The sequence below is a fragment of the Daejeonella lutea genome (assembly GCF_900168015.1).
GTDB classification, from domain to species: Bacteria; Bacteroidota; Bacteroidia; order Sphingobacteriales; family Sphingobacteriaceae; genus Daejeonella; species Daejeonella lutea.
In genome coordinates, this window is sequence record NZ_FUYR01000008.1 from 1 (window position 1) to 24,621 (window position 24,621).

The 24,621-nt window shown below is 41.2% G+C and carries 19 protein-coding genes and 1 rRNA gene; 13 read left to right on the top strand and 7 right to left on the bottom strand.

Going from position 1 to position 24,621, the window contains the following annotated elements:
• Positions 1–1,088 precede the first annotated feature (1,088 nt).
• From B5X60_RS17840 to B5X60_RS17865, 6 genes are all read left to right on the top strand, one after another.
• Entirely contained in the window at positions 1,089–2,012 is a 924-nt protein-coding gene (locus B5X60_RS17840; RefSeq protein WP_079704105.1) for an outer membrane protein assembly factor BamD, read from the top strand.
• A complete protein-coding gene (locus tag B5X60_RS17845) occupies positions 2,005–2,328 on the top strand; it encodes a DNA-directed RNA polymerase subunit omega (protein ID WP_079704106.1) in 324 nt (107 codons plus the stop codon). Before B5X60_RS17840 ends, B5X60_RS17845 begins: the two co-directional genes overlap by 8 nt.
• A gap of 69 nt (positions 2,329–2,397) precedes the next feature.
• Positions 2,398–3,597, top strand: coding sequence for a bifunctional phosphopantothenoylcysteine decarboxylase/phosphopantothenate--cysteine ligase CoaBC (gene coaBC, locus B5X60_RS17850; RefSeq protein ID WP_079704107.1), 1,200 nt, complete (start codon positions 2,398–2,400; stop codon positions 3,595–3,597).
• On the top strand, positions 3,594–4,493 hold the full coding sequence (porD, locus tag B5X60_RS17855) for a type IX secretion system protein PorD (RefSeq protein WP_079704108.1): 900 nt from the start codon (positions 3,594–3,596) through the stop codon (positions 4,491–4,493). Before coaBC ends, porD begins: the two co-directional genes overlap by 4 nt.
• A 71-nt stretch (positions 4,494–4,564) precedes the next feature.
• The gene (gene recN / locus B5X60_RS17860) at positions 4,565–6,223 is read left to right on the top strand and encodes a DNA repair protein RecN (RefSeq protein WP_079704109.1); all 1,659 of its coding nucleotides are present in this window, start codon (positions 4,565–4,567) and stop codon (positions 6,221–6,223) included.
• 72 nt (positions 6,224–6,295) lie between these two features.
• Positions 6,296–7,117: an enoyl-ACP reductase FabI gene (locus B5X60_RS17865; protein ID WP_079704110.1), complete on the top strand. Its 822-nt coding sequence runs from the start codon at positions 6,296–6,298 to the stop codon at positions 7,115–7,117.
• A gap of 183 nt (positions 7,118–7,300) precedes the next feature.
• Here the strand turns inward: B5X60_RS17865 and B5X60_RS17870 are convergent, their stop codons facing one another.
• Positions 7,301–7,690: a hypothetical protein gene (locus tag B5X60_RS17870; RefSeq protein WP_139377528.1), complete on the bottom strand. Its 390-nt coding sequence runs from the start codon at positions 7,688–7,690 to the stop codon at positions 7,301–7,303.
• Between the two features lie 100 nt (positions 7,691–7,790).
• Complete coding sequence (locus B5X60_RS17875) at positions 7,791–10,328, bottom strand: ATP-dependent Clp protease ATP-binding subunit (protein ID WP_079704112.1); 2,538 nt, start codon at positions 10,326–10,328, stop codon at positions 7,791–7,793.
• Between the two features lie 188 nt (positions 10,329–10,516).
• Here B5X60_RS17875 and ettA point away from each other — a divergent pair, with 188 nt between their 5' ends.
• Positions 10,517–12,199 carry an energy-dependent translational throttle protein EttA gene (gene ettA / locus B5X60_RS17880; RefSeq protein ID WP_079704113.1) on the top strand — a complete coding sequence of 561 codons (1,683 nt, stop codon included), beginning with the start codon at positions 10,517–10,519 and terminating at the stop codon, positions 12,197–12,199.
• Positions 12,200–12,569: 370 nt separating this feature from the next.
• On the opposite strand, the gene B5X60_RS17885 is transcribed toward ettA, so the two are convergent.
• The gene (locus B5X60_RS17885; protein WP_079704114.1) at positions 12,570–13,427 is read right to left on the bottom strand and encodes an alpha/beta fold hydrolase; all 858 of its coding nucleotides are present in this window, start codon (positions 13,425–13,427) and stop codon (positions 12,570–12,572) included.
• 167 nt (positions 13,428–13,594) lie between these two features.
• Here B5X60_RS17885 and B5X60_RS17890 point away from each other — a divergent pair, with 167 nt between their 5' ends.
• Complete coding sequence (locus tag B5X60_RS17890; RefSeq protein WP_079704115.1) at positions 13,595–14,068, top strand: ribonuclease H-like YkuK family protein; 474 nt, start codon at positions 13,595–13,597, stop codon at positions 14,066–14,068.
• A gap of 49 nt (positions 14,069–14,117) precedes the next feature.
• Here B5X60_RS17890 and B5X60_RS17895 read toward each other — a convergent pair whose 3' ends face one another.
• Positions 14,118–15,515, bottom strand: a complete 1,398-nt coding sequence (locus B5X60_RS17895) for an ammonium transporter (protein ID WP_079704116.1) — start codon at positions 15,513–15,515, stop codon at positions 14,118–14,120.
• 354 nt (positions 15,516–15,869) lie between these two features.
• Positions 15,870–16,835: a TIGR01212 family radical SAM protein gene (locus B5X60_RS17900; protein ID WP_079704117.1), complete on the bottom strand. Its 966-nt coding sequence runs from the start codon at positions 16,833–16,835 to the stop codon at positions 15,870–15,872.
• Positions 16,836–16,884: 49 nt separating this feature from the next.
• Between B5X60_RS17900 and corA the strand changes: the two genes are divergently transcribed.
• From corA to B5X60_RS17925, 5 genes are all read left to right on the top strand, one after another.
• The gene (corA, locus tag B5X60_RS17905) at positions 16,885–17,838 is read left to right on the top strand and encodes a magnesium/cobalt transporter CorA (protein WP_079704118.1); all 954 of its coding nucleotides are present in this window, start codon (positions 16,885–16,887) and stop codon (positions 17,836–17,838) included.
• Positions 17,839–17,902: 64 nt separating this feature from the next.
• The gene (locus B5X60_RS17910) at positions 17,903–18,139 is read left to right on the top strand and encodes a hypothetical protein (protein WP_079704119.1); all 237 of its coding nucleotides are present in this window, start codon (positions 17,903–17,905) and stop codon (positions 18,137–18,139) included.
• A gap of 118 nt (positions 18,140–18,257) precedes the next feature.
• The gene (locus tag B5X60_RS17915; RefSeq protein ID WP_079704120.1) at positions 18,258–21,611 is read left to right on the top strand and encodes a methylmalonyl-CoA mutase family protein; all 3,354 of its coding nucleotides are present in this window, start codon (positions 18,258–18,260) and stop codon (positions 21,609–21,611) included.
• 118 nt (positions 21,612–21,729) lie between these two features.
• Positions 21,730–22,329 carry a 3-keto-disaccharide hydrolase gene (locus B5X60_RS17920; protein ID WP_079704121.1) on the top strand — a complete coding sequence of 200 codons (600 nt, stop codon included), beginning with the start codon at positions 21,730–21,732 and terminating at the stop codon, positions 22,327–22,329.
• Between the two features lie 11 nt (positions 22,330–22,340).
• Complete coding sequence (locus B5X60_RS17925) at positions 22,341–22,958, top strand: 3-keto-disaccharide hydrolase (protein WP_245803562.1); 618 nt, start codon at positions 22,341–22,343, stop codon at positions 22,956–22,958.
• 59 nt (positions 22,959–23,017) lie between these two features.
• On the opposite strand, the gene B5X60_RS17930 is transcribed toward B5X60_RS17925, so the two are convergent.
• Complete coding sequence (locus tag B5X60_RS17930; RefSeq protein ID WP_079704123.1) at positions 23,018–23,998, bottom strand: acyl-ACP desaturase; 981 nt, start codon at positions 23,996–23,998, stop codon at positions 23,018–23,020.
• A 375-nt stretch (positions 23,999–24,373) separates the two neighbouring features.
• Positions 24,374–24,485 (bottom strand): 5S ribosomal RNA (gene rrf, locus B5X60_RS17935).
• Between the last annotated feature and the right edge of the window lie 136 nt (positions 24,486–24,621).

Sequence of the window (24,621 nt, forward strand, 5' to 3'; positions counted from 1 at the left end):
TATTCTCGCTTTAACTTCAAGACCATAAGGTCTCTACTCGTTATACTTCTATTGACATTTCTTTAAAGAACGGTGCGCATTTCCCTTCGCGGTGCATGCTTATATTTATCTGGTATTGCTACCTTTTAAACTTTCATCTTGGTTCGCTTCGAGCATCGCGCTCTCCGCTTTTGTTTTGTTCCCGTTTTGTTTGGGACTGCAAAGGTAGGATTCTTTCTGACCTCTGCAAAATTTATTTTAAAGTTTTTTTGTTCTCTCTGGAAATCAGCTCCTTCTCACTATCTCTCTCCGCTGACCCATTCCAGGTTGGCATTTTCTCAAACGATCAGCTGATAACCTTTCGTATCCCCAATACCCGCTAAAACTCTAAAACTCTTCAAAAAACAACCCGCTTCTCTCTGTTGCGGGATGCAAAGGTAACAACATTCAACATCCCCTGCAAGGGGGAAGTGCTTTTAATTCCATCAATAAACATAAGTCGCTGGGAACAAGCAGGAAAAAAGTAGTGAACAACGCAAACAAAAAAGTACAAGCTAAAAGAACAGGCGATAAGACAGGTAATTGATAGCATTGAAGCAAGAAATGGAGAAGTAATGGCATTTATGAAACGATGACCTGTTAATGAGGATAATGGCAGCAAGTCTTCCGAAGTCCTTAGGCGCCGGGGCTTCTGATATATCCAATACATAGCAATGGAACCGCGAAGGTTTAGGGATAGCAGCGGAATTACCTGCCTTCCGCAGGCAGGCTTTTTACGCGAAGCTTAAAAAGATTGAAGCGGATAGCCCGGCCCCGCACACGGGGCAACCCACTAATAATTCATTTTAAATTCTCTGTAGTTAAAATGTCTGAAACCCCATGCAAGAGGGCCAGGGCTCAACTCACGGGTAAAGATTTGGACTGGCATTCTGTTTAAATTTCCTTATTTATATATATATGCTAAGTGCTCATTTGTTAAAGAATGTTAAACAATACACCATATATATACAAAGGGATATTTTCGCGTATATATTAATAAGCATCCGCCTATATATTAATGACCATCAATTAATAATTGAAATTTTACTGATTTACCTTATCTTTGCAGAATGTTTAAAAACAAGCTTAACATTACCCTAAGCATATTACTTGTTATAATTATTGCGATTGCTGGTTGCAAGAGCAAATATGAAAAGCTCCGTGCGAGCAATGATACCGCAAAAAAATACCGGGAAGCAATAAAATTTTACGACAACAAGAACTACAGCAAGGCATTGCCGCTGTTTGACGACCTGATTACAAAATATCGTGGAACTGCAGAAGCTGAAGATCTTTCATATTATTATGCATACACTCATTATAAGCTAAAAGATTACACGACTGCAAGATATCACTTTAAAACATTTGCTGACACTTACGCTTCAAGCCCGAAAGCTGAAGAGTGCCGCTTTATGGCAGCATATTGTTTTTATCTGGAATCGCCGACGTATTCTTTAGATCAGGACAATACACTAAAGGCTATGGATGCATTACAGCTGTTCATTAACCTTCATCCAAAAAGTGAGCGGGTACCAGAGGCCAGCAAGCTAATTGCTAACCTGAGATTAAAGCTGGAGCAGAAATCATATGAGAATGCAAAGCTTTTCCTGGATATTGGTGATTATAAGTCGGCAGTTATAGCTTTCAGAAATTCAGAACGTGAGTTCCCGGATACTAAATACGCGGAAGAAATGCAATTTCTAACAATAAAAGCACAGGCTTTATATGCCGGTGCGAGTCTGGAAGTAAAACAGGAAGAACGCTATAATGAAGCCATTCAGCTTGCCAACGAGTTTGCGGTAAATTATCCAACAAGTAAATATTTGAAAGAAGCGGAACAGATCAAGAAGAGCAGTGAGAAGGCAATAGTGGATGTAAGGAAATTAATTGCTACCGAAACTGCACTTTTAGAAGAGCAAAACGCAAAAATTAAAGCAGCTCAGGCCGCTAAAGATAAAAAACAAGAAGACACTAAAAACAATTCAAATGAGTAATACTAAGCCAGCTATTCCAAACAGCACGGTAACACGTGATGTACGCGAATTAGACAAGACAACTGATAATATATACGAGTCAATTGTAATCATCAGCAAACGTGCTAACCAGATCTCGAACAATCTTAAAGAAGAGCTTCATGGAAAGTTAGCAGAGTTCGCGTCATCGAATGATAATCTTGAAGAGGTTTTTGAAAATCGCGAGCAGATTGAAATTTCGAAACACTATGAGCGTATGCCTAAACCGTCGTTAATTGCTGTTGACGAATTTTTGCACGATAAGGTTTATTACAGAAATCCTTCTAAAGAGCAATAAGATTGCAAAAAGCATAGAGCATTCGTGCTATGCCTCCTGCATGAGTTCAATTTGACAGAAAACATGCCTATGCTTAAGAATAAGAATATTCTACTTGGCGTTTGTGGCAGTATTGCGAGTTACAAATCCGCAAGCTTAACCAGATTACTGGTTAAAGCTGGTGCAAACGTCAAGATTATAATGACCAGCGAGGCGACAAACTTCATCACTCCGCTCACCCTCTCGACACTTTCCAAAAACCCGGTATTGGTTAATTATTACGATCCTGAATCAGGGGTATGGAATAATCATGTGGAATTAGGCCTATGGGCAGACCTTACGATCATCGCCCCTGCAAGTGCAAACACTCTGGCAAAGCTGGCTAATGGATTGTGCGATAACCTACTTTCCGCTGCCTACTTATCTGCTAAATGCCCGGTATATTTTGCTCCGGCTATGGATCTGGATATGTGGAAACATCCGGCTACTCAAAAAAATATTGATACACTTATATCAAATGGTAATATCCTGATCAAGCCAGCATATGGTGAGTTAGCCAGCGGTCTTATCGGCGAAGGGAGAATGGCCGAACCTGAAGAGATCATAGAATTCGTATCCGAAGAGATAAAAAAAAAACTTCCATTAAGAGGTAAGCTGGCTCTTGTGACCGCGGGCCCTACGTATGAGGCTATTGATCCTGTACGTTTTATCGGTAACCACTCTTCCGGAAAAATGGGTTTTGCCATTGCAGAAGAACTTTCCGCACTTGGTGCTGACGTTACCCTAATTACCGGGCCAACTTCTCTGAAACTATCTGACCCCAAAATACATCGTATAGACATTACGTCGGCTCATGAAATGCTTAAGGCTTCTGAGAAAGCTTTCCCAAAGTCGGCTGTAGCAATACTGAGTGCGGCCGTTGCTGACTATCGGCCGGCAGAAGTGTCGGATGTAAAAATCAAGAAAGATGATTCTGATCTGAGTCTTAACCTGGTCAAAACTGTCGACATTTTAGCGACTCTCGGGAAAGAGAAGAAAGCCGGCCAGATCTTAGTAGGCTTTGCTCTTGAAACAAATAATGAAGAAGAGAACGCCATTGCCAAACTCCGGAAAAAGAATCTGGATTTTATTGTGCTGAACTCGCTACGTGACGAAGGAGCGGGTTTTAAGAATGATCAAAACAAGGTCACAATCATCGATAATAAGCTTTCGAAAGAATCGTTTCCTCTGAAGTCCAAGAAAGAGGTGGCAATAGATATCTGCAAAAAAGTATTAGATTTATTATCATGAGAGTCGTCCTACTGTTTTTCTTGCTGCTTGGTTCTGTTGCAGTGCATTCGCAGGATTTGAACGCGCGGGTACAGATACTTGCTCCTCAAATACCAAATGCCAACAAACGAATACTTGACGTGCTGGAAGTGAGCATAAAAGATTTCCTGAACGGTAGAAGATGGACAGCTGACGCACTTCAGCCCCAGGAAAGAATAGATTGTAATTTCGTGATCACGATAACTGAATGGGACGGATCCTCTGCAAATTTCAAAGCAGAAGCTCAGATCCAATCGAGCAGGCCTATTTATAACAGCAACTATAACAGTACTATTCTAAACCTGAACGACAAGGATTTTACATTTTCCTACTCAGAAGGACAGGCGCTTGACTATTCTGATCAGAACTACCTGACCAACCTTACATCTCTGCTGGCTTTTTATGCCTACATCATTACGGGGATGGATTATGATACGTTTTCTAAACTTGGCGGAACCCCCTATTTTCAAAAGGCGCAAACGGTTCTCAATAACGCGCAGAACGCGCCAAACTTAGGATGGAAGGCTCACGAGAATCTAAGAAACCGATTCTGGATTATGGAGAATTTGTTGAACAAGGCATACAATCCAATCCGTGAAAGTATGTATGAATACCACCGCGATGGCCTGGATGTGATGGCAGAAAATCCGTCAAAGGGCCGGAAAGCAATTTATGCTGTTTTACCCCAGCTCCAGAAAATTGATAAACAAAAACAAGGGGCCATATTGAACCAGGTATTCTTTACGGCCAAATCAGATGAGCTTATCAATATTCTAAGTGATGCTGATCCGCAGGAAAAGCTAAAGGCATTTACTATCCTTTCTGCGGTTGACCCGGCCAACGCACTGAAATACGAGATTCTGAAGAGATCCCGTTAAATCGTTTTGGTAAAAACCTTTATCCTGTTAATAGCTATTTCGTTAATTTAGCCGAAACCATTTCCTAATCTATGCTCAAGCGACTGGCTATTAGTAACTACGCGTTAATTGATACTTTGGATATTTCATTTTCGAATGAGTTGAATATCCTTACGGGGGAAACTGGAGCAGGAAAATCTATTATCCTTGGGGCATTGTCATTGATCCTTGGTCAGCGGGCGGAAGGCAAGTACTTCTTCAACCAACAAAAGAAATGTGTTATTGAAGGAACTTTTCTGGTTAACGGCTTTCATTTGAATGATTTTTTTAAGGAGAACGACCTCGATTATGAGCCTGAAACACTTCTGAGAAGGGAAATTTCTGCAGATGGGAAATCACGTGCCTTTATTAACGATACACCCGTAAATCTTGCAACCCTCAAAAAATTAGGAGAGAAACTAATTGATATACATTCCCAGCACGCAACACTTGAGATCAATGACGAGGATTTTCAACTGCTTGTGGTCGATACCATTGCTGGCAATAAAGATTTGCTGAATGATTACAAGTCTACCTATAAGCAATATCGCCAAACGCAATCCCTGTTAAAAGATCTGGTCAGTCAAAGTGAGCAATCAAAATCTGACCTTGACTATTTTCAGTTCCAGTTTGATGAACTCGACAAGGCAAATTTGTCTGAAGAAGAACAGTCCGTATTAGAACAGGAACAGGACATCCTCACTCATGCAGAAGAAATAAAACGAAGTTTGATCACAGCCATTGGCATATTGGGTGAAGATGATGCAGCAGTCGTCAGCCAGCTTAAAGATGCAGCCTTAAACCTTGGCCATGCAGAAAAATATAGTCCTGAAATCGGGGTACTTCACGAAAGGTTGAACAGCAGCTTGATTGAGGTTAAGGACATTCTCACCGAGATTGAACGAATTGAACAACATAGTACAATTGATGAATCGAGGCTGGAGGAAATAAACCAAAGGCTTGATACATTATATTCTCTCCAGAAAAAACATCGTGTTGGTTCAAATGCGGAACTTATTGCTTTAAGAAATTCATTCTCTGATAAATTGAACAGTATTCTATTTGCTGATGAGGATATCGAAAAGTTGAAGATCGAGCTTGACGGGATATATACCAAGCTGAATGATCTTGCCGGGCAACTGCATGAATCAAGAATTGCAAGCATTCCCCGTGTTGAAGAGAGCGTTACCGGAACACTCCATCAGGTCGGCATGCTAAACGCCGTGCTCCAGATCAGGAATGAAAGGTTAGAGTCGGGCAGTTTTAGCCAAAACGGCACCGATCAGATTAAATTCCTGTTCAGCGCTAATAAAGGTCAAACGCCTTTGCCAATGAATAAAGTTGCTTCAGGTGGGGAACTTTCGCGATTAATGCTCAGTATCAAATCACTTATTGCTGTCCATACCTCACTCCCAACCATCATTTTTGATGAAATTGATACAGGCATCTCCGGCGAGATCGCTTTAAAGGTGGGAAATATCATGGAAAAACTTTCAGAGAATATGCAGGTAATTGCTATTACCCATCTTCCTCAGATAGCTGCCCGTGGTAAGGCCCATTATACAGTATATAAGGATGAACGGGCAGAAGCGACGCATACAAATATTCGCGAGATAAACTCGGAAGAACGGGTTATGGAACTGGCTAAAATGCTAAGCGGCAATAAACCGGGGGAATCCGCGATTCTCAATGCAAAGGAGCTGCTTAAATAATTTAGAGATCAAGTATCAAAGATTTAATAATAACTTTACCATTTATAGATTCAACCATCAAAACAAGATCATATGTATAACTTACTGAAAGGTAAAACAGGTATCATTTCGGGAGCATTGGACAAGAATTCAATTGCCTGGAAAGTAGCAGAAAAAGCGCATGCTGAAGGCGCAAAATTCGTATTGACTAATGCCCCTATCGCAATGCGTATGGGAGAAATTAATGCGCTGGCAGAAGCTACAGGATCTCAAATTGTACCGGCTGATGCTACAAGTGTAGAGGAACTGACTAACTTATTCACTCAATCGCAGGAAATACTTGGTGGCAAGATTGATTTTGTTCTTCACTCGATCGGGATGAGTGTAAATATCCGCAAAAAGATCCCTTACACTGAACTCAATTATGATTACTTCAATAAAGGAATCGATGTCTCAGCAATGTCATTGCATAAAATGCTAAGTGTTGCTAAGAAACTTGATGCAATAAATGAGTGGGGAAGTGTTGTTGCACTTACTTATATGGCGGCCCAGCGTACTTATCCGTTCTATACGGATATGGCTGATATTAAGGCAATGCTGGAATCCATTGCCAGAAGCTTTGGGTACCACTATGGACTAGAGAAAAAGGTACGGATCAATACGGTATCACAATCTCCAACTAAAACTACGGCCGGAACAGGAATTAAAGGCTTTGGGGACTTCTATGATTTCGCGAACGCGATAGCGCCCCTTGGTAACGCAGATGCTGAATCTTGTGCTGATTACTGTATTACACTATTCTCTGACCTGACGAGAATGGTTACGATGCAAAACCTTTTCCATGATGGAGGGTATTCATCAACTGGAGTAAGTGATGATGTGATGCACAGATTAGGAGTTGAAAACAATAGTTGAGAGCGGAGAGTGGAAAGTTGAAAAATCCACAATTCGTTAAGATATCATATATTAAAAAGGCCCTTGCTATGCTTTATAGAAGGGCCTTTTTTTATTGCCAGTTTTTTCTGCGTGGATTTCCGTCCTGAACTGCCCACTGTCAACCGTCAACCGTCAACCGTCAACTCCCCAGGCTCACCTCTTTTACACCGAATCAATAAGCACTATCTTAACCCTAACCGTGCCTGGAGGTGTGACCGTGCCTATACCATCTGAACTTTGAATTTCCATTACTATTTCTCCGGATCGGGTAATGTAGCTGTAGGAAACTCCATTGTAAACCTGCGGAACCTGCTCGTAAGTAGCACCATTGTCAAAAGATATATATACAAGTACACCTCCGTGATCATTAAAATAGTTATCAATTTCAGGCATATCAATCGCTGCCGTATAGTTTCGTCCTCCGTTGCTTTGTGCCCAACTTCCGGAAGTAAGGGTGGTTATAATGGTACGGTTCGGCACAACCATTTCCTTTTTACATCCGGATGCTACTATAATTAAGGAAAGGCAAATGAAAATAAGTGATCGTTTCATAATGGTATAGGTTTTAAGAACAGCGCCTATATAGGGAAGACAAAAAAAAACGGGTAATGGTTGCAACCATTACCCGCTGTAATCCAAATGTTACTTTGGCTTATTCCTCTTTCTTTTCTTCTTTTTTACGTTTCGGCGTTTTGGTTTTGCCGATGATCCGGATTTCTTCCTTTTCTTTATCGTAATCCACTTCCATGGTATCTCCTTCAACCAATTCCCCTTTAAGGATTTCTTCAGCTATTGGATCTTCCAGATGTTTCTGAATGGCACGTTTTAAAGGACGGGCACCAAAATTGGAATCGTAGCCTTTTTCGGCGATGAAGTCTTTAGCAGCATCCGTGAGTTTAATCTCGTAGCCAAGACCGTGAATTCTCTCAAATAAAGCCTTTAACTCAATATCGATAATACTAAAGATATGTTCTTTTGTAAGAGAATTGAATACTACTACGTCATCAACACGATTTAAAAACTCCGGCGCAAATGCACGTTTCAACGCATTTTCAATAACACCCCTTGAGAATGTATCTGCTTGTGATGCCTTGGCCACTGTGCTAAATCCTACACCCTGTCCGAAATCTTTTAACTGACGCGCGCCAATATTAGAAGTCATGATGATTATAGTGTTCCTGAAATCTACCTTACGTCCAAGACTGTCGGTCAGCTGACCCTCATCTAAAACCTGCAATAGTATATTGAATACATCAGGGTGAGCCTTTTCAATTTCGTCGAGTAACACAACTGCATAAGGTTTTCTTCTAACTTTCTCAGTTAGCTGGCCACCTTCTTCATATCCAACATATCCCGGAGGCGCACCTACTAAACGAGACACGGCGAATTTCTCCATGTATTCACTCATATCCACTTGGATCAGTGCATCTTCAGTATCAAACATGAATCGGGCAAGTTCTTTTGCGAGCTCCGTCTTACCAACACCTGTAGGACCAAGGAATATGAAGGATCCAATTGGCTTTTTAGGATCCTTTAGTCCAGCACGTGTACGCTGGATAGCTTTGGTCAATTTCTTAACTGCATCTTCCTGACCAATTACTCGCGTATTAATTGCATCAAACATCCCCAGCAATTTCGTGCTGTCTGCCTGACCAACGCGCTGCACAGGAATACCAGTCATCATGGAAACTACTTCAGCAACATTATCCTCGGTAACAGTATACCGTTTTGTTTTTGTTTCAGCTTCCCATTCGCTTTTGGCTTTCTCAAGCTCCTCCAACAGATTTTTTTCAGTATCACGAAGCTTTGCTGCTTCTTCATATTTTTGGCTTCTTACAACCTTATTCTTCTCAACTTTAATCTCCTCGATCTTTTGTTCGACATCAATAATATTTTGCGGAACATGGATATTCGTTAAGTGAACGCGTGACCCCGACTCATCGAGAGCATCTATAGCCTTATCGGGAAGGAAACGATCAGTAATATACCTGGATGTTAAACTTACGCAGGCGTTAATTGCCTCGTCTGTATACGTAACTCCATGATGCTCTTCGTACTTTTCTTTAATACGATTGAGTATCTCCACCGTTTCAACCGGAGTAGCAGGTTCCACCATCACCTTTTGGAAACGGCGGTCTAATGCTCCGTCTTTCTCAATAAACTGACGGTACTCATCAAGAGTAGTAGCACCAATACATTGTATTTCCCCCCTTGCTAATGCAGGCTTGAACATATTAGACGCATCCAGCGATCCCGAAGCACCACCGGCGCCAACAATAGTATGGATCTCATCAATGAACAGGATAACATCCGGAGATTTCTCTAATTCATTCATTACTGCCTTCATCCGTTCTTCAAACTGTCCACGGTATTTTGTACCTGCCACCAGGGAAGCAAGATCCAGAGTTACAACTCTCTTGTTAAAAAGCACTCTTGAAACTTTACGCTGGATGATTCTCAAAGCAAGGCCTTCGGCAATGGCAGATTTACCCACGCCTGGTTCACCTATAAGTATAGGATTGTTTTTCTTTCGGCGTGACAGGATCTGCGAAACACGTTCTATCTCCTTCTCACGTCCTACAATAGGGTCAAGCTTTCCATCTTCAGCAGCCCGGGTAAGATCACGACCAAAATTATCAAGAACTGGTGTTTTAGATTTGATATCCGAAACTTTCTTAGGCTGGCTAAAGCTTTCCTCTTCTCTGAAATCGTCATCACCGGCAGTAGAACCTCCTGGTGCTTCATCTCTGAACCCTTCTTTGTTGTTCTCTACTTCTGCCTTAAAGATGTCGTAATTAACATTGTATTGCTGCAGTATCTGAGATGCGATATTATCTTCATCTCTCAAAATTGATAAGAGTAAATGCTCTGTACCGATAACATCGCTCTTGAATATCTTTGCTTCGAGATACGTTATCTTTAAAACTTTTTCTGCTTGCTTTGTAAGCGGGATGTTTCCAAGGTTAACCGTAGTGCTGGATGTCCCTTTCACAGAATCCTCCACTGACTTTCTCAGACGAGCAGTATCTACACCGGCACCCTTCAGAATTTTAATTGCCATACCGTCACCTTCACGGATCAGGCCAAGCAATAAGTGTTCTGTGCCGATATAATCATGCCCTAAACGTAGGGCTTCTTCCCGGCTATATGATATCACGTCTTTGACGCGTGGGGAAAATTTAGCTTCCATTATAATACCTTTCTGTATGTTTAACGCCCTAAGCTATTAAATTATTGGTTTAATACACTTCCGGCAATAATAACAAGTTATCAACAATTACGCCATTTAAATTGAAAAGGTTTTTGGTCATTCTGAGAGAATAAAGTTGACATCTCTCTGACTAAAATACGATATTTGAGCCTCATTGTAAATACAACATGTCAGACGAGAAGATAATATTTTCCATGGCCGGGGTCAACAAGATCTACCCGCCACAAAAACAAGTTTTAAAAAACATCTACCTCTCATTTTTCTACGGAGCCAAAATTGGTGTTATCGGACTGAATGGATCAGGTAAATCCTCCGTGCTGAAAATCATTGCCGGAATTGATAAATCATACCAGGGGGAAGTGGTATTTGCTCCCGGTTATACAGTAGGATATCTGGCCCAAGAGCCAATTCTGGATAATAAAAAGACTGTGCGTGAAGTAGTTGAAGAGGGTGTGGCCAGTACTACAGCTATATTGAAAGAATACGAAGAGATAAATGAAAAATTTGGTTTGCCAGAAGTTTATGAGAATGCTGACGAGATGGATAAGCTTCTTGCTCGTCAGGGTGAATTGCAGGACCAGATTGATGCCAGCAATGCATGGGAATTAGACACCAAACTCGAGCGAGCCATGGATGCCTTGCGCTGTCCAGAACCTGAAGCAAAAATTGCCACTTTGTCAGGAGGAGAACGCAGACGTGTCGCATTATGTCGTTTGTTGCTGCAGGAGCCGGACGTCCTCCTACTTGATGAGCCTACAAATCACCTCGACGCGGAAAGTATTGATTGGCTGGAACAACACCTTAAGCAATATAAAGGAACTGTAATTGCCGTAACACACGACAGGTATTTCCTTGATAATGTTGCCGGCTGGATCCTTGAACTTGATCGTGGAGAAGGTATTCCATGGAAAGGAAATTACTCTTCTTGGTTAGATCAAAAATCCAAAAGACTGGAATCAGAAGAAAAAACAGAGAGTAAGCGGCAAAAGACATTGGAACGAGAGCTTGAATGGGTTCGGATGGCGCCCAAGGCACGACATGCCAAATCCAAAGCACGACTTTCAAACTATGAGAAATTGGCTTCGGAGGATACGAAAGAACGTGAAGACAAGCTGGAGCTATTTATTCCACCCGGTCCACGCCTTGGAAATGTGGTAATTGAAGCACAGGGAGTAAGCAAATCATACGGTAATAAAATATTATTCGAAAACTTAAACTTCTCCCTGCCGCCGGCTGGAATCGTCGGCATTATCGGTCCGAATGGAGCAGGAAAAACTACCTTATTCAGGTTGATCACAGGACAAGAAACAGCTGACGCAGGTACTTTCAAGGTTGGGCCTACCGTCGCACTTGGATATGTAGATCAAATGCATGACGACCTTGATCCTAACAAGTCAGTTTGGGAGAATGTTACTGACGGGAATGAAAACATTTTATTAGGGAACAGGCCGATAAACTCACGTGCATATGTTTCAAAGTTCAACTTCAATGGAGCCGATCAGCAAAAAAAGGTTGCTGTTCTCTCTGGTGGTGAACGCAACCGGGTGCATCTTGCAATTACTTTAAAGAAAAGTTCAAATGTGCTTTTGCTGGATGAGCCTACCAATGACATCGACGTGAATACATTACGCGCACTGGAAGAAGGTTTGGAGAACTTCGGAGGGTGTGCGGTTATCATATCCCACGACCGATGGTTTCTAGACAGGGTTTGTACCCACATCCTGGCTTTCGAGGGAAATTCTGAAGTCTATTATTTTGAGGGGAATTATTCAGAATATGAAGAAAACCGTAAAAAGCGTACGGGTGATATCACTCCGCACAGAATCAGGTACAAAAAACTTGTTGGCTGAGAAAGGGTCGTATCAAGACTCTGATAATTATCAGGGTCTTGATACTCTATATTACTTTTAGCTTTTCGTATATCGTTTTAATTTCCTCCAGGAAACATAAAACCTTCGTTCCAAATTATAAAGCATCTTTCCCCGATATCGATTGATAATGGAAATGTTGCGACTTATTGAATCGATTGGTCTGTTCAAAGACTTCCCTACCTTCGTGGGCATTTCCTTCATGTAATCATCAACCATTTCAGCATATTTGAAACTACACCGGCTCTTTTGCAACTGCAACAATTCATTTGTAAGACTATTTGCCATGATATAATTGAATTGGTATATATTAAATACAATGCAACTTTTGATAAGTTTCAAAATATTCAATTCATTTCAGGTGTAGCCTTAGCCAGCTTTCACATTCAGCTAAAAAACTGGCCATATGGTTTACATTAACTACCTCATGTCCAGTATCTTCATACAAAACCAGTTTATTAACTGCACCCAATTGCGTCAGCCTGTTTTTTAGATCCTGTGATTGTTGAAACGGGACAACTACATCCAGTTTTCCATGAAATAAAAGGGTAGGCTTTGATCCGGCATTTACATGAGTGATTGGACTAGCCTCCACGTAAGCAGCAGGGTTTGCCTGAATAGTAGATCCAAGAAGCCACTGAGCTACCTGGGCCTGAGCTGGCCCGGCACTACCAATTACAGTAAGGTCTGTTGGTCCGGCCATTGATATTACCGACTTAACCTTATTGGCTGCATCATATTTATATGTGTATAAAAGTGCAAGATGTCCACCTGCACTCGCTCCCTGAAGGGCAAATTTGTCACCTGACACCTTCCATTCAGTGGATTTGGACGCTATAAAATCGATCGCCTTCGCAATATCATTAACCTGGGCAGGATGAATGTTTTTCTCAGGTGTGTTTGTAAACCGATAATTCATTGTAACGGCGGCAAAGCCTTTTTCCCTCCAATATTTAGCAAGGTCAGTGAAAGCAGACTTATCACCTTCGAACCACGAACCACCGTGTATCAGTAAAACTACCGGAGTTTTAACATCTCGTTTTTCAGGAAGATATATATCAAAAGTGTTGCGGATGTTGGCACCATAAGAAACGTTGAGGTAATCCTGGGAGACCAGAGCCGGACCAGGATCGACCGTGGCCTTTTTGCAGGCTGGGCTTATTATTAAAAGAAATAAAAATCCGGTTATGAGGGTTGTGAACTTCTCCATGTCTTATTATACGGAAAAGACTCCTGATTGTTGTCCCGTTTCTGTTAATATGTTAACAAATAAATAACCATGGCAAAAAGTGTTTTGGCTTTTAAAAGAATTATATTTAAGGATAGATAAAATCCTGTTTTACACTTGTTTAATAAATTTTAACCCCGACAAAATTTATGACCTGGAAAAAATTTAACGGAGAAACTATTCAGCTCCCCATCCTTGAAGAAGTAGAGCACGCCATCGAAAGAGAATCAAATCTTGGCAACAAGCTTAAAGTATGTATAGGTACAGATTCCCAGGTAAAGGGCTCCATCATTGATTTTGCTACCGTTATTGTTTTCTTGCGGGAACAAAAAGGCGGATTTATGTTTATCCACCAGGAACGGTCAGCACAAAAAATGAGCATCAAGGAGCGGATGATCTCCGAGGTACAGAAGTCGATCGAGTGCGCCTATTCACTTTGTGATCTTTTGGACTTGTATGACGTTGATCTTGAAGTGCATGCAGACATCAATACCAATCCGAGCTTTAAATCAAACCAGGCTTTGCATGAAGCGATGGGATATATATTAAGTATGGGATTCGTATTCAAAGCCAAGCCCGAAGCATTTGCAAGCTCTGCATGTGCTAATAAAATTGTTCAATAAAAAAGGCCCACCGAAATTCAGTGAGCCTTCGGATTGTTTAAATAATTGGTTAGATTATTTGTTTCACTCGTTCGGCATCCGTTTCGTATACCGACCCATTATCACTTACTATAAGCGTACCCTGACTATATTTTTCATTATGCTGGGATGCATCAAGACCTTCCTCCTCCTCTTCCATCGTTACCCGGATTGGTTGAATGATGTTAATAAGCTTGAATATCAGGTAAGATCCGACAAAACTAAAAGTAATAACAATGGCAAGGGCTTTTACCTGAGTGAAAAAGAAATCCGGGTTTCCATAGAATAAACCGTCAACACCATTAGGATTAACACTTTTTGTAGCGAACAAACCGGTTAACAGCATACCCACAATGCCACCTACCCCGTGACATGGAAATACATCCAGCGTATCATCCAATCTGGTTTTAGATTTCCAGTGAACGGCTAAGTTTGACACAATTGCGGTAAAGGCTCCTATAAATATACTTTGTGGAATTGCAACATAACCGGCCCCTGGTGTAATAGCTACAAGCCCTACGACTGCACCGATACAGAATCCTAAGACTGATGGCTTTTTACCCCGGACAACATCGAAAAACATCCAGGATAAACCTGCCGAAGCGGCCGCGATATTAGTTGTTGCCAATGCTGATACAGCAAGCTCATTTGCACCAAAGGCAGATCCTCCATTAAAACCAAACCAACCGAACCATAATAAACCTGTACCAATCAGGACATATGGTATATTAGCAGGTGGGATTTCACGGTTTTCCTGGTGCACTCTTCGACGCTTTAACACCAATGCACCGGCTAAAGCTGCCATACCTGCCGAAATGTGCACCACAGTCCCGCCAGCAAAGTCAAATGCTCCCATCTTAAAGAGAAATCCCTCCGGATGCCAGGTCCAGTGTGCCAGGGGAGAATAGACAAATATGCTAAACAAGCAAATAAACAGAATATATGAGGTAAAACGAATCCTTTCGGCTACCGCACCCACAACCAGCCCGGGCGTGATAATAGCGAACATGAGCTGGAAGAAAGCGAATAAAGTTAGGGGAATAGTAGGAGCAAGACTCCACGGGCCTCCGGAGTTAACGCCTTTAAAAAAAAGGAAGGTAGCTGGGCTGCCAATGAAACCACCAATCGTGTCACCAAACGCCAAACTGAAACCAACCGTAATCCATAAGACGCTGACAACACCAGCTGCTACCACACTTTTAATCATCGTGGAAATCACATTCTTTCTGTGTACCATTCCACCGTAAAAAAATGCCAAACCTGGCGTCATAAGGAATACTAGCGCAGTGGCAACTAAAAGCCAGGCAATATCGGCCCCATTATATTTTGATGTATCTGCAAAACTTCGAAGAGAAGGAATAAAAATAGAAGTAATCGCAATTACGGCTAAAATCGAAAAAGGTGCTATACGTTTTAGATCAATTTTCATAAAATCAGTATAATTATAGTACAATTAGGATTATCAAGTGATTTATTTAGCCAAATATATGAATTTTATAAAAATTGTTCACAGAAAAGATGATTTATTTGCTAAAAGTGCAACTTATAGCTTAAAATACTCTAAATATAATGAAAAATTGCCGAATTTAGGCATTAAAGGACGAGAAATTGTGCTTAAAATTTGATTATTCCGACAAAATCGACCAGATTTAGAATAAAATACCTTCACATGCCAGTAATCTGGATGTTAATCTTGGAAATTGAGAGAAATTCTACAACGAGCCCTTTCCGTCCAACCTATTATCAATAAGTTGAAGGATGGAAAACAAAAACGGAGGCTTTATTATACCAGGATTGGAGAGACAGGAACATAATTGCTCCCTTGAACGACGCCTTTTTCTTCAAGTCGTTTATCGATATAGCTTTGAATTTGCGACTTCTTCATATCCCAATTTGGTGCGATGAGCAGATCAAAATCGGCAAGACCAAATAATCTTTGTAAAACAATGTCAGGGCGCAGCATCGGAATAAATTCAGCTATAAAATCGGTGTATTCGTCAATTGTAAATGTTTTAAAAGGATCCCTGGCGAACCTGCTGCCCATAATTGAGCCCTTAACAATATGAAGATGGTGTAGCTTAACAAATTTAATCTGGGGAAATCTATTAATCTCATCTGCATATTTCAGCATCATCTCGTGAGTCTCCCATGGAAATCCAAATATGGTGTGCACGCAGATATCTAATTTCGACCCACCAGCTAAATTAAGCGCGTTAATCAGTTCCTGATGAGAGCATCCCCGATTGATCTTAGAAAGGGTATCATCATAGATCGACTCCATTCCCATTTCCAGGTCGACATCAAATCTGTCGGCATAGCTCTCCAACAGTGCCACTTTCTCAAAATCAATACAATCAGGCCTAGTACCAACCGAAAGTCCAACAATGTTTTCCGTATTTATACTCAATGCTTCGTCGTAAAGCATCTTCAGGTAGTGAGTTGGTGCGTATGTATTTGTATTCGGCTGGAAGTATATAATAAATTTCTCGGCACGGTAATTTTTAACGGCACGCGCCATCCCCTGCTCAATCTGCTCTTTTATAGTTGGCAGCTTTCTGGAAAGTTCTGGTGTAAATGAATCAACGTTACAATAAGTACATCCGCCGTAGCCTTTGCTACCGTCGCGATTGGGACAGGTGAAACCAGCATCTGCGATGATCTTATAAACACGTTGGCCATCATACTTCTTTTTAAGATAAGCGCCGTAGTGATTATAATTCTTGAATCCGTAGTCTAAAGGTGTTCCCAAAACTTTATTTTTGCAAAGATACGAATTTCATTATTAGCCACAGATCCTCATGCTTCGGATATATTATAAAAAAGACAGGCGCCTAGCGAAAGAGAGCGACATCAGCCTTTTAAGGTCTATTCCAATTAGCGATCTGGTGTGGGTAGACCTGCAAAATTCCACAGTGGAGGAAAAAGTAACTATAGAAACGTATTTCGATATTAAATACTCATCTGAAGAAGAATCCTCAGAAATTGAAAGTTCCTCTCGGTTTAATGAATTAGACGATGAACTGATCATCAATTCAAATTTCCTTTCGCTCAGAGAGCAGGACTTTGATTATTGCCCGGTTTCAATTGTTCTTGAAAAAGGCATCCTTTTCACTTATAGGGATGATGATTTGAAAACCTTCGGCGAATCTGTAAAGAAAATCAAATCAAACCCTGGTTCTTTCACAAATGGATACCAAATACTTCTTACATTACTTGAAACCGGAATTGAACAGGATGCCGACATCATCGAGTCACTTGCTAAAGATATAGCCGACTTGAACAAGCAATTAACTCTGAACAGAAAAAGATCAGACGAAGAAATCCTGTTAAAGATCGCTTCTTTTCAGAATTATAATATTTTAATGCGGGAGAATATTATCGACAAGCAACGGTTAGTATCCTCCCTCATGAAAAGCAGCTTATTCCCGGAGGATTACATGAATGTATTGCGGATAATGATGAAAGATATCGGATCTCTTATCGAGCACAATAAATTTGCCTTTGAAAGGCTCGAATACCTTCAGGACACGTTCATGGGTCTGATCAACATTGAGCAAAATCGCATTATTAAGATTTTTACCGTAGCAACAGTAGCGTTTTTGCCGCCCACACTTATTGCCAGTATGTACGGCATGAATTTCAAGGCAATGCCGGAACTTGATTGGGACCTGGGGTACCTTTTCGCGATCCTTTTGATGATTTTATCATCTGTCATAACGCTACTTTATTTCAAGAAGAAAAACTGGCTTTAGGCAAACAATCCGAAATTCAGGGTGTTGAATAATCAGGAATAATCTTATTTATACCGATCAGCATATGAACATACCTGAAAAAAATAAATCGAATGCGGATCAGCAGGGCTCGTCCAAATCAAACCAGGCATTCAAGTCTGTAAAAGAAGAACAAAAACAAAGAGGTATATCGAATAGCGGTGGACAAATGTCTTACCATACAGATAACAAACAAGCAACTGTAAACAAAGGCAATGAAAACCCGAACGTTCAGGGTAAAAAGCAGGCACCGCAAACACCATCAAAGCACAGCCCTAAATAAGGTTAACAAACGGGCTTATGAGGAGGGGGATTTATTCCCCTTCTTCATTTAATACCATTCCATATTTCTGGCTTCAAGGCCAATTATTCTTACCTTTACCTCTATTTATAAAAAGGTAATGACCGAAGTTTACAAACCAAAACACAAATTACGTTTTGTCACCGCAGCTGCTTTATTCGATGGGCATGATGCTACAATAAACATTATGCGTCGCATCTTGCAGTCATCGGGTGCCGAAGTGATCCATTTAGGTCATAATCGCTCTGTCCAAGAAGTGGTTGATTGTGCAATCCAGGAAGATGTACAGGGCATTGCAATGACTTCTTACCAGGGGGGGCATGTTGAATATCTTAAATATATGCACGACCTGCTCCAGGAGAAAGGAGCGAAACATATCAAAATATTCGCTGGTGGCGGTGGTGTGATATTACCCTACGAGATTAAAGAATTAAAAGAGTATGGAATAGCTCAGATCTATTCACCTGATGATGGCAGGAAGATGGGGCTGCAAGGCATGATCAATGATATGCTTCAGCAATGTGACTTCCTGACGCGTGATAAATTAAATGGGGAACTAGCCGGAATCAAAAAGAAAGATTCAAAGGCAATAGCTTCCGCCATTACACTCGCAGAAAATCATCCGGACAAGACATCAGATTTCCTTAAGGAAATTTCAGGACTGAATAAAGACAAAAATATACCTGTAATAGGTATAACAGGAACCGGTGGTGCAGGAAAGTCATCTCTCGTCGATGAACTAGTACGACGTTTTCTCAAAGAAACAGATAAAAGTATCGCCATTATTTCCGTAGATCCGTCAAAGCGCAAAACAGGGGGAGCATTGCTTGGAGACAGAATCCGCATGAATTCAATCAACAATCCACGGGTCTACATGCGCTCTTTGGCAACCCGCCAGGCTAATCTGGCTCTTTCAAAATATGTCCAGGAATCTATAGATATATGTAAAGCTGCAGGCTATGATCTCATAATTATTGAAACTTCAGGTATAGGGCAATCCGACACAGAAATTACCGACCACTCTGATGTTTCGTTATATGTAATGACACCGGAATTCGGAGCAGCTACACAACTCGAGAAGATCGACATGTTAGACTTCGCCGATTTAGTTGCTATCAACAAATTTGATAAACGTGGTGCTTTAGATGCAATTAGGGATGTGCGCAAACAGTTTAAGCGAAATCACCAACTATTTGAGGCTGCCGATGAGGAATTGCCAGTTATAGGCACAATGGCCTCCCAGTTCAATGACCCGGGAATGAATAGCTTGTTTTCCAAATTAATGAGCATCATTAAAGAGAAGACTGCTGTAGATTTTTCAATCGCCCAAAGTTCAAAACATGATTTTCAGGACAAGAACTATATTATTCCTCCAGACCGGGTACGATATCTGGCGGAAATTGCAGAGGCAAATGAAGGTTATTCAGTATGGGTTGATGAGCAGTGTAAAATTGCTCAGCAAATGTTCCAGGTTAAAGGAGTATTAGATTTAAACTTGGGGAGCATCCATTTGCAATCGTTGCAAGAAATGTACAACTCTCTTGAAGGAGGCCTTGACAAAGAATGTAGAAGATTGTTGGCTGAGTGGCCAGAAACGATCAAACGTTACAAGGCTGATGAGTTTGTTTTCAAGGTCCGTGACAAAGAAATTCGGCAGTCCCTATTTTCCGAATCTCTTTCAAAATTACGGATCCCAAAAATATCTCTGCCGAGATATGAGGCATGGGGTGATATACTGCGCTGGCTTTTAACAGAAAACGTGCCGGGCGAATTCCCGTTTGCAGCAGGAGTATTTCCATTGAAACGCGAGGGCGAGGATCCGACCAGGATGTTTGCTGGCGAAGGCGGCCCGGAACGAACTAACAAACGTTTTCATTATGTATCTCTGGGGCAGCCAGCGCACCGACTTTCTACAGCGTTTGATTCAGTTACTCTTTATGGCGAAGACCCGCATATTCGTCCTGACATTTATGGCAAAATTGGAAATTCGGGAGTCAGCATTGCAACACTTGACGACGCTAAGAAGCTTTATTCAGGTTTTGATCTTTGTCACGCATCAACGTCTGTGTCAATGACAATAAACGGACCCGCTCCAATGCTCCTGGGGTTTTTCATGAACGTCGCTATAGATCAGCAATGCGAAGTTTATATCAAAAAGAACGGACTAGAGAATGAAATAGATGCAAAAATCAATGAGATCTATAAAGTAAAAAACATTAGCAGGCCCGTATATCAGGGAGATTTGCCGGAAGGGAATAATGGTCTCGGTTTAATGCTTCTGGGAGTAACCGGAGATCAAGTTCTACCTTTGGATGTATATAACAAAATCAAGGCTTACGCTATTTCAAGTGTTAGAGGGACCGTTCAGGCAGACATACTGAAAGAGGACCAGGCGCAAAATACATGTATATTTTCTACAGAGTTTGCTTTGCGTATGATGGGCGATATCCAGAAATATTTTATCGATAATCAAGTAAGAAATTTTTATTCGGTTTCTATTTCGGGGTACCACATCGCTGAAGCGGGAGCTAACCCAATTTCTCAACTGGCTTTTACGCTCAGCAATGGATTCACATTTGTTGAATATTACCTCAGCAGAGGAATGCATATTGATGAATTTGCACCAAACCTGTCATTTTTCTTTTCTAACGGTATTGATCCTGAATATTCAGTAATCGGACGTGTAGCAAGATTAATCTGGTCTAAAGCAATAAAATACAAGTATAATGGGAACGATCGTTCTCAAAAACTAAAATACCACATCCAAACTTCAGGACGTTCACTGCATGCCCAGGAAATTGATTTCAATGACATCAGAACAACCTTACAAGCGCTTTATGCGATTTACGACAATTGTAATTCATTACACACGAATGCTTATGATGAAGCCATTACAACGCCAACTGAGGAATCAGTACGTCGGGCGATGGCCATTCAATTGATCATAAACCGGGAGCTTGGTCTCGCTAAAAATGAAAATCCATTGCAGGGATCATTCATAATTGAGGAGCTTACTGAGCTGGTAGAAGCCGCGGTACTGGAAGAGTTTAAACGCATAAATGATCGCGGTGGGGTATTGGGAGCTATGGAAACCATGTATCAACGAAGTAAAATCCAAGAAGAGTCTTTATATTACGAAACACTTAAACATTCTGGTGAATTCCCAATTGTCGGAGTGAATACTTTCCTTAATAAAAATGGCTCACCCACTATAATACCGTCTGAAGTCATAAGAGCTACCGAAGAAGAAAAACAATTTCAAATAGAGGGCCTAAACGCTTTCCAGCACCGCAATAAAGATCAGTCAGTTCAATTATTGCAAGATTTGCAGAAAATGGCCCTCTCGGGAGCGAACATTTTTGAAAGTTTGATGGAAGTTTGTAAATACTGTTCCTTGGGACAGATATCACATGCTTTATATGAGGTCGGCGGACAGTACAGACGAAATATGTAGTATAATCGTTTTCAAGAAGCCTAGTCACAACGGGGCTTTTTGACTTCGTAACAATAAGCGTCACACTTTCTATTTTCGCTAACAACCTCTATATTTAGTAAAATCAAATTATAAAATCATGAGGAATTTATTATTACTAGTATGCTTATTCTTAATTTCTGCCGGTGAACCAGCTCTGAAACCAAAAAAGTTGTTCAATGGCAAGGATTTAACTGGTTGGAAAATACATGGAACGGAAAAGTGGTACGTTGAAAAAGGATATTTAATTTGCGAAAGTGGCCCTGACAAAGAGTACGGTTACCTGTCAACCGAAAAATCATACAAGAATTTTGAGTTGGATTACGAGTTCAAACTTGAAGCAAATGGCAATAGCGGTGTGTTCATTCGCTCTAGCATTGCAGGGACTAAGATTACAGGCTGGCAGGTAGAAGTTGCTCCTCCAGGTAGCAGCACGGGAGGCATTTACGAATCATATGGCCGCGGATGGTTAATTAAGCCCACTGCTGAAGACGAAAAAGTCTTAAGTCCTGACGGGTGGAACAAAGCTAAAATTCGCGTAGTAGGTGACGAAGTGACAACCTGGCTAAACGGAAAGCAGATGGTGACACTTAAAGATGAGAAAATTGGAGCGGCGAATGGATCAATTGCATTGCAGATCCACAGTGGAGGCGGTATCAAGGTGAGATGGAAAAACATCATCATTAACGAGCTTCCATAATCACAATGGCAATGAAAAAAAGCCTATTTGATGGCAAAAGTCTCGCTGGCTGGCACGGATTTAATAAAACTGCTGAAGTAGAAAACTGGACTATTATAGATGGCGCGTTAGTTTGCCTTGGAGCTGCGGAATGGGATACCGGGGGCGATATTGTTTCAGATGAGGAATTCGAAAATTTCGAGCTTACCTGGGATTGGAAAATTGATAAAGGGGGAAATAGTGGTGTGATGTATCACGTTATAGAAGACCCGAAATACAAAGCTCCCTGGGAAACAGGCCCGGAGTATCAGCTAATAGACGATCTTTCCTATCCTCAAAAGTTGGAAAACTGGCAACTTACCGGGGGAGACTATGCCATGAATTCGCCAAGTGAGACAAAAAAGTTGAATCCGGTGGGAGAATGGAATTCCAGTAAAATCGTTTTTGACAAGGGTCATGTTGAACATTGGCTAAATGGAGAAAAGATCGTAGAATTTACTGCGTGGGATACGAAGTGGAATTTGGAGAAAACGACTGGTAAATGGAAAGATTATCCAGATTATGGTTTAGCCAAAAAGGGAAGAATTTCCTTACAGGATCACGGCAATAAAGCTTACTTCAAAAATATTTTCATAAAAGAACTCGAATAAAACAAAAGCCCCGAACCAAATTCGGGGCTTTTTCATTTTTTACAGTATCGGGTTAGAAACTATCCAGCAATCCAAGTAAATTTATATTCCAGTGTAGGATTTTTCATTCTCTCCGCTACCCGAAGCAAACGATCAGGTAGGTTCATTACATAGTCACGTGCCTTTTCACCGGCCTCATTTAAATCACGCATCTTCTCAATCTGCCACTCGTCTATCAATTGCTTCATAATATCAACATAGTCCACAGCAGTATAAACACCAAGTCTTTGTGCAGCATCAGTAAAGTGACCAAAGGTTTGGCCCATTTTCAGTCCAACTTCACGCAGGAAATGAGCCGGCATCACAATCTTGTTGCGCATCATATCTTCAAACGCGATCATCGCCTCATTTGGATCAACTTCGAATATACGCATCATAAAGTCTTTATACGCCTTCGCGTGCCTAGCTTCATCTGATGCGATCACGCCACACATTTTAGAAAGAAGCGTATCACCTTCCTGCTTAGCCAACGAAGCTACACGGCGGTGAGAAATATTTGTTGCCAGTTCCTGGAAACTGGTATAGATAAAATTACGATAAGGATCATGCCCGGTACCAATATCAAACCCATCTGCAATAAGGTATTGAGTTGATATTTCCATTTGGCGCATATCCACGCGTCCGGACAAGTAAAGGTATTTATTTAACAAGTCACCATGACGATTCTCTTCTGCAGTCCAGTGACGAACCCACTTCATCCAACCACCCTGCTCGTCTTTTGAAATTCCATCTACCATACTTAACCATGATTCGTAAGTGGGAAGTGCCTCTTCGGTAATGGTATCACCTATCAAAACAGCCACAAGGTCGTAAGACAGATCCTTAGCATTTTCCTTGAGATCTTTGATCTCAGAATAAAACGTATCGCGGGTAGAATCGGGAAGAAAATCGGAAGGTTGCCAGTTCGTATCAATAGGCTTGAGGTACTCATGCATCTTTTCAAGCATATACTTCTCGATATGCATTAACACTTCCCTACGGGATCCTATATTGATATTCATATGTACTTCTAAATTATTCAAATATACGCAAAAAGCGTCAAATTGGCTGTGAAAATTTGCACTAAAAGGCTGCTACCCTATCGCTGCACCATTAAGTAACCGATACAGAGTGTAAAAGTTCTATGGTATTGCCGAAAAACTTTATACGGAAAGTCTTACTATATCCAATATAAATAGGAGCCGAAAATAGTATGATACAGCTACATTCCATTCGACCAGAAAAAAGAATTAAGAAAAACCCATATCTCATAAAAAGAGCTCCAATCGCCTACCATCCCATCCTCCTGGGTCGGACAGCACCCTTGGCTCTAGCTGAGCGAAAACACGGTCCACAAAAAAAGCCCAGTACAATGAAGTACTGAGCTTTCGTTTAAAATTGGGCACCGACCTACTCTCCCACCTGTTACGGCAGTACCATTGGCTCTGGCGGGCTTAACTTCTCTGTTCGGAATGGGAAGAGGTGGACACCGCCGATATAGGCACCTGAAGGTTTTGGAAGTTGTACGTGATACGTTGTACGTTCTTGCGAGCGTACCCTATCCGTTTTCCAACGTATAACGTAAAACGTATTACGTTTAACTTCACTAATATCTTAACATACAGGAAAAAGTACTTGAGAAAGA

What these genes read in the sequence shown, in the direction of transcription:
- B5X60_RS17840 (WP_079704105.1), top strand. Translation starts at nt 1,089, where the DNA reads ATGTTTAAAAACAAGCTTAACATTACCCTAAGCATATTACTTGTTATA.
- B5X60_RS17845 (WP_079704106.1), top strand. Translation starts at nt 2,005, where the DNA reads ATGAGTAATACTAAGCCAGCTATTCCAAACAGCACGGTAACACGTGAT.
- coaBC (WP_079704107.1), top strand. Translation starts at nt 2,398, where the DNA reads ATGCTTAAGAATAAGAATATTCTACTTGGCGTTTGTGGCAGTATTGCG.
- porD (WP_079704108.1), top strand. Translation starts at nt 3,594, where the DNA reads ATGAGAGTCGTCCTACTGTTTTTCTTGCTGCTTGGTTCTGTTGCAGTG.
- recN (WP_079704109.1), top strand. Translation starts at nt 4,565, where the DNA reads ATGCTCAAGCGACTGGCTATTAGTAACTACGCGTTAATTGATACTTTG.
- B5X60_RS17865 (WP_079704110.1), top strand. Translation starts at nt 6,296, where the DNA reads ATGTATAACTTACTGAAAGGTAAAACAGGTATCATTTCGGGAGCATTG.
- B5X60_RS17870 (WP_139377528.1), bottom strand. Translation starts at nt 7,690, where the DNA reads ATGAAACGATCACTTATTTTCATTTGCCTTTCCTTAATTATAGTAGCA.
- B5X60_RS17875 (WP_079704112.1), bottom strand. Translation starts at nt 10,328, where the DNA reads ATGGAAGCTAAATTTTCCCCACGCGTCAAAGACGTGATATCATATAGC.
- ettA (WP_079704113.1), top strand. Translation starts at nt 10,517, where the DNA reads ATGTCAGACGAGAAGATAATATTTTCCATGGCCGGGGTCAACAAGATC.
- B5X60_RS17885 (WP_079704114.1), bottom strand. Translation starts at nt 13,427, where the DNA reads ATGGAGAAGTTCACAACCCTCATAACCGGATTTTTATTTCTTTTAATA.
- B5X60_RS17890 (WP_079704115.1), top strand. Translation starts at nt 13,595, where the DNA reads ATGACCTGGAAAAAATTTAACGGAGAAACTATTCAGCTCCCCATCCTT.
- B5X60_RS17895 (WP_079704116.1), bottom strand. Translation starts at nt 15,515, where the DNA reads ATGAAAATTGATCTAAAACGTATAGCACCTTTTTCGATTTTAGCCGTA.
- corA (WP_079704118.1), top strand. Translation starts at nt 16,885, where the DNA reads ATGCTTCGGATATATTATAAAAAAGACAGGCGCCTAGCGAAAGAGAGC.
- B5X60_RS17910 (WP_079704119.1), top strand. Translation starts at nt 17,903, where the DNA reads ATGAACATACCTGAAAAAAATAAATCGAATGCGGATCAGCAGGGCTCG.
- B5X60_RS17915 (WP_079704120.1), top strand. Translation starts at nt 18,258, where the DNA reads ATGACCGAAGTTTACAAACCAAAACACAAATTACGTTTTGTCACCGCA.
- B5X60_RS17920 (WP_079704121.1), top strand. Translation starts at nt 21,730, where the DNA reads ATGAGGAATTTATTATTACTAGTATGCTTATTCTTAATTTCTGCCGGT.
- B5X60_RS17925 (WP_245803562.1), top strand. Translation starts at nt 22,341, where the DNA reads ATGAAAAAAAGCCTATTTGATGGCAAAAGTCTCGCTGGCTGGCACGGA.
- B5X60_RS17930 (WP_079704123.1), bottom strand. Translation starts at nt 23,998, where the DNA reads ATGAATATCAATATAGGATCCCGTAGGGAAGTGTTAATGCATATCGAG.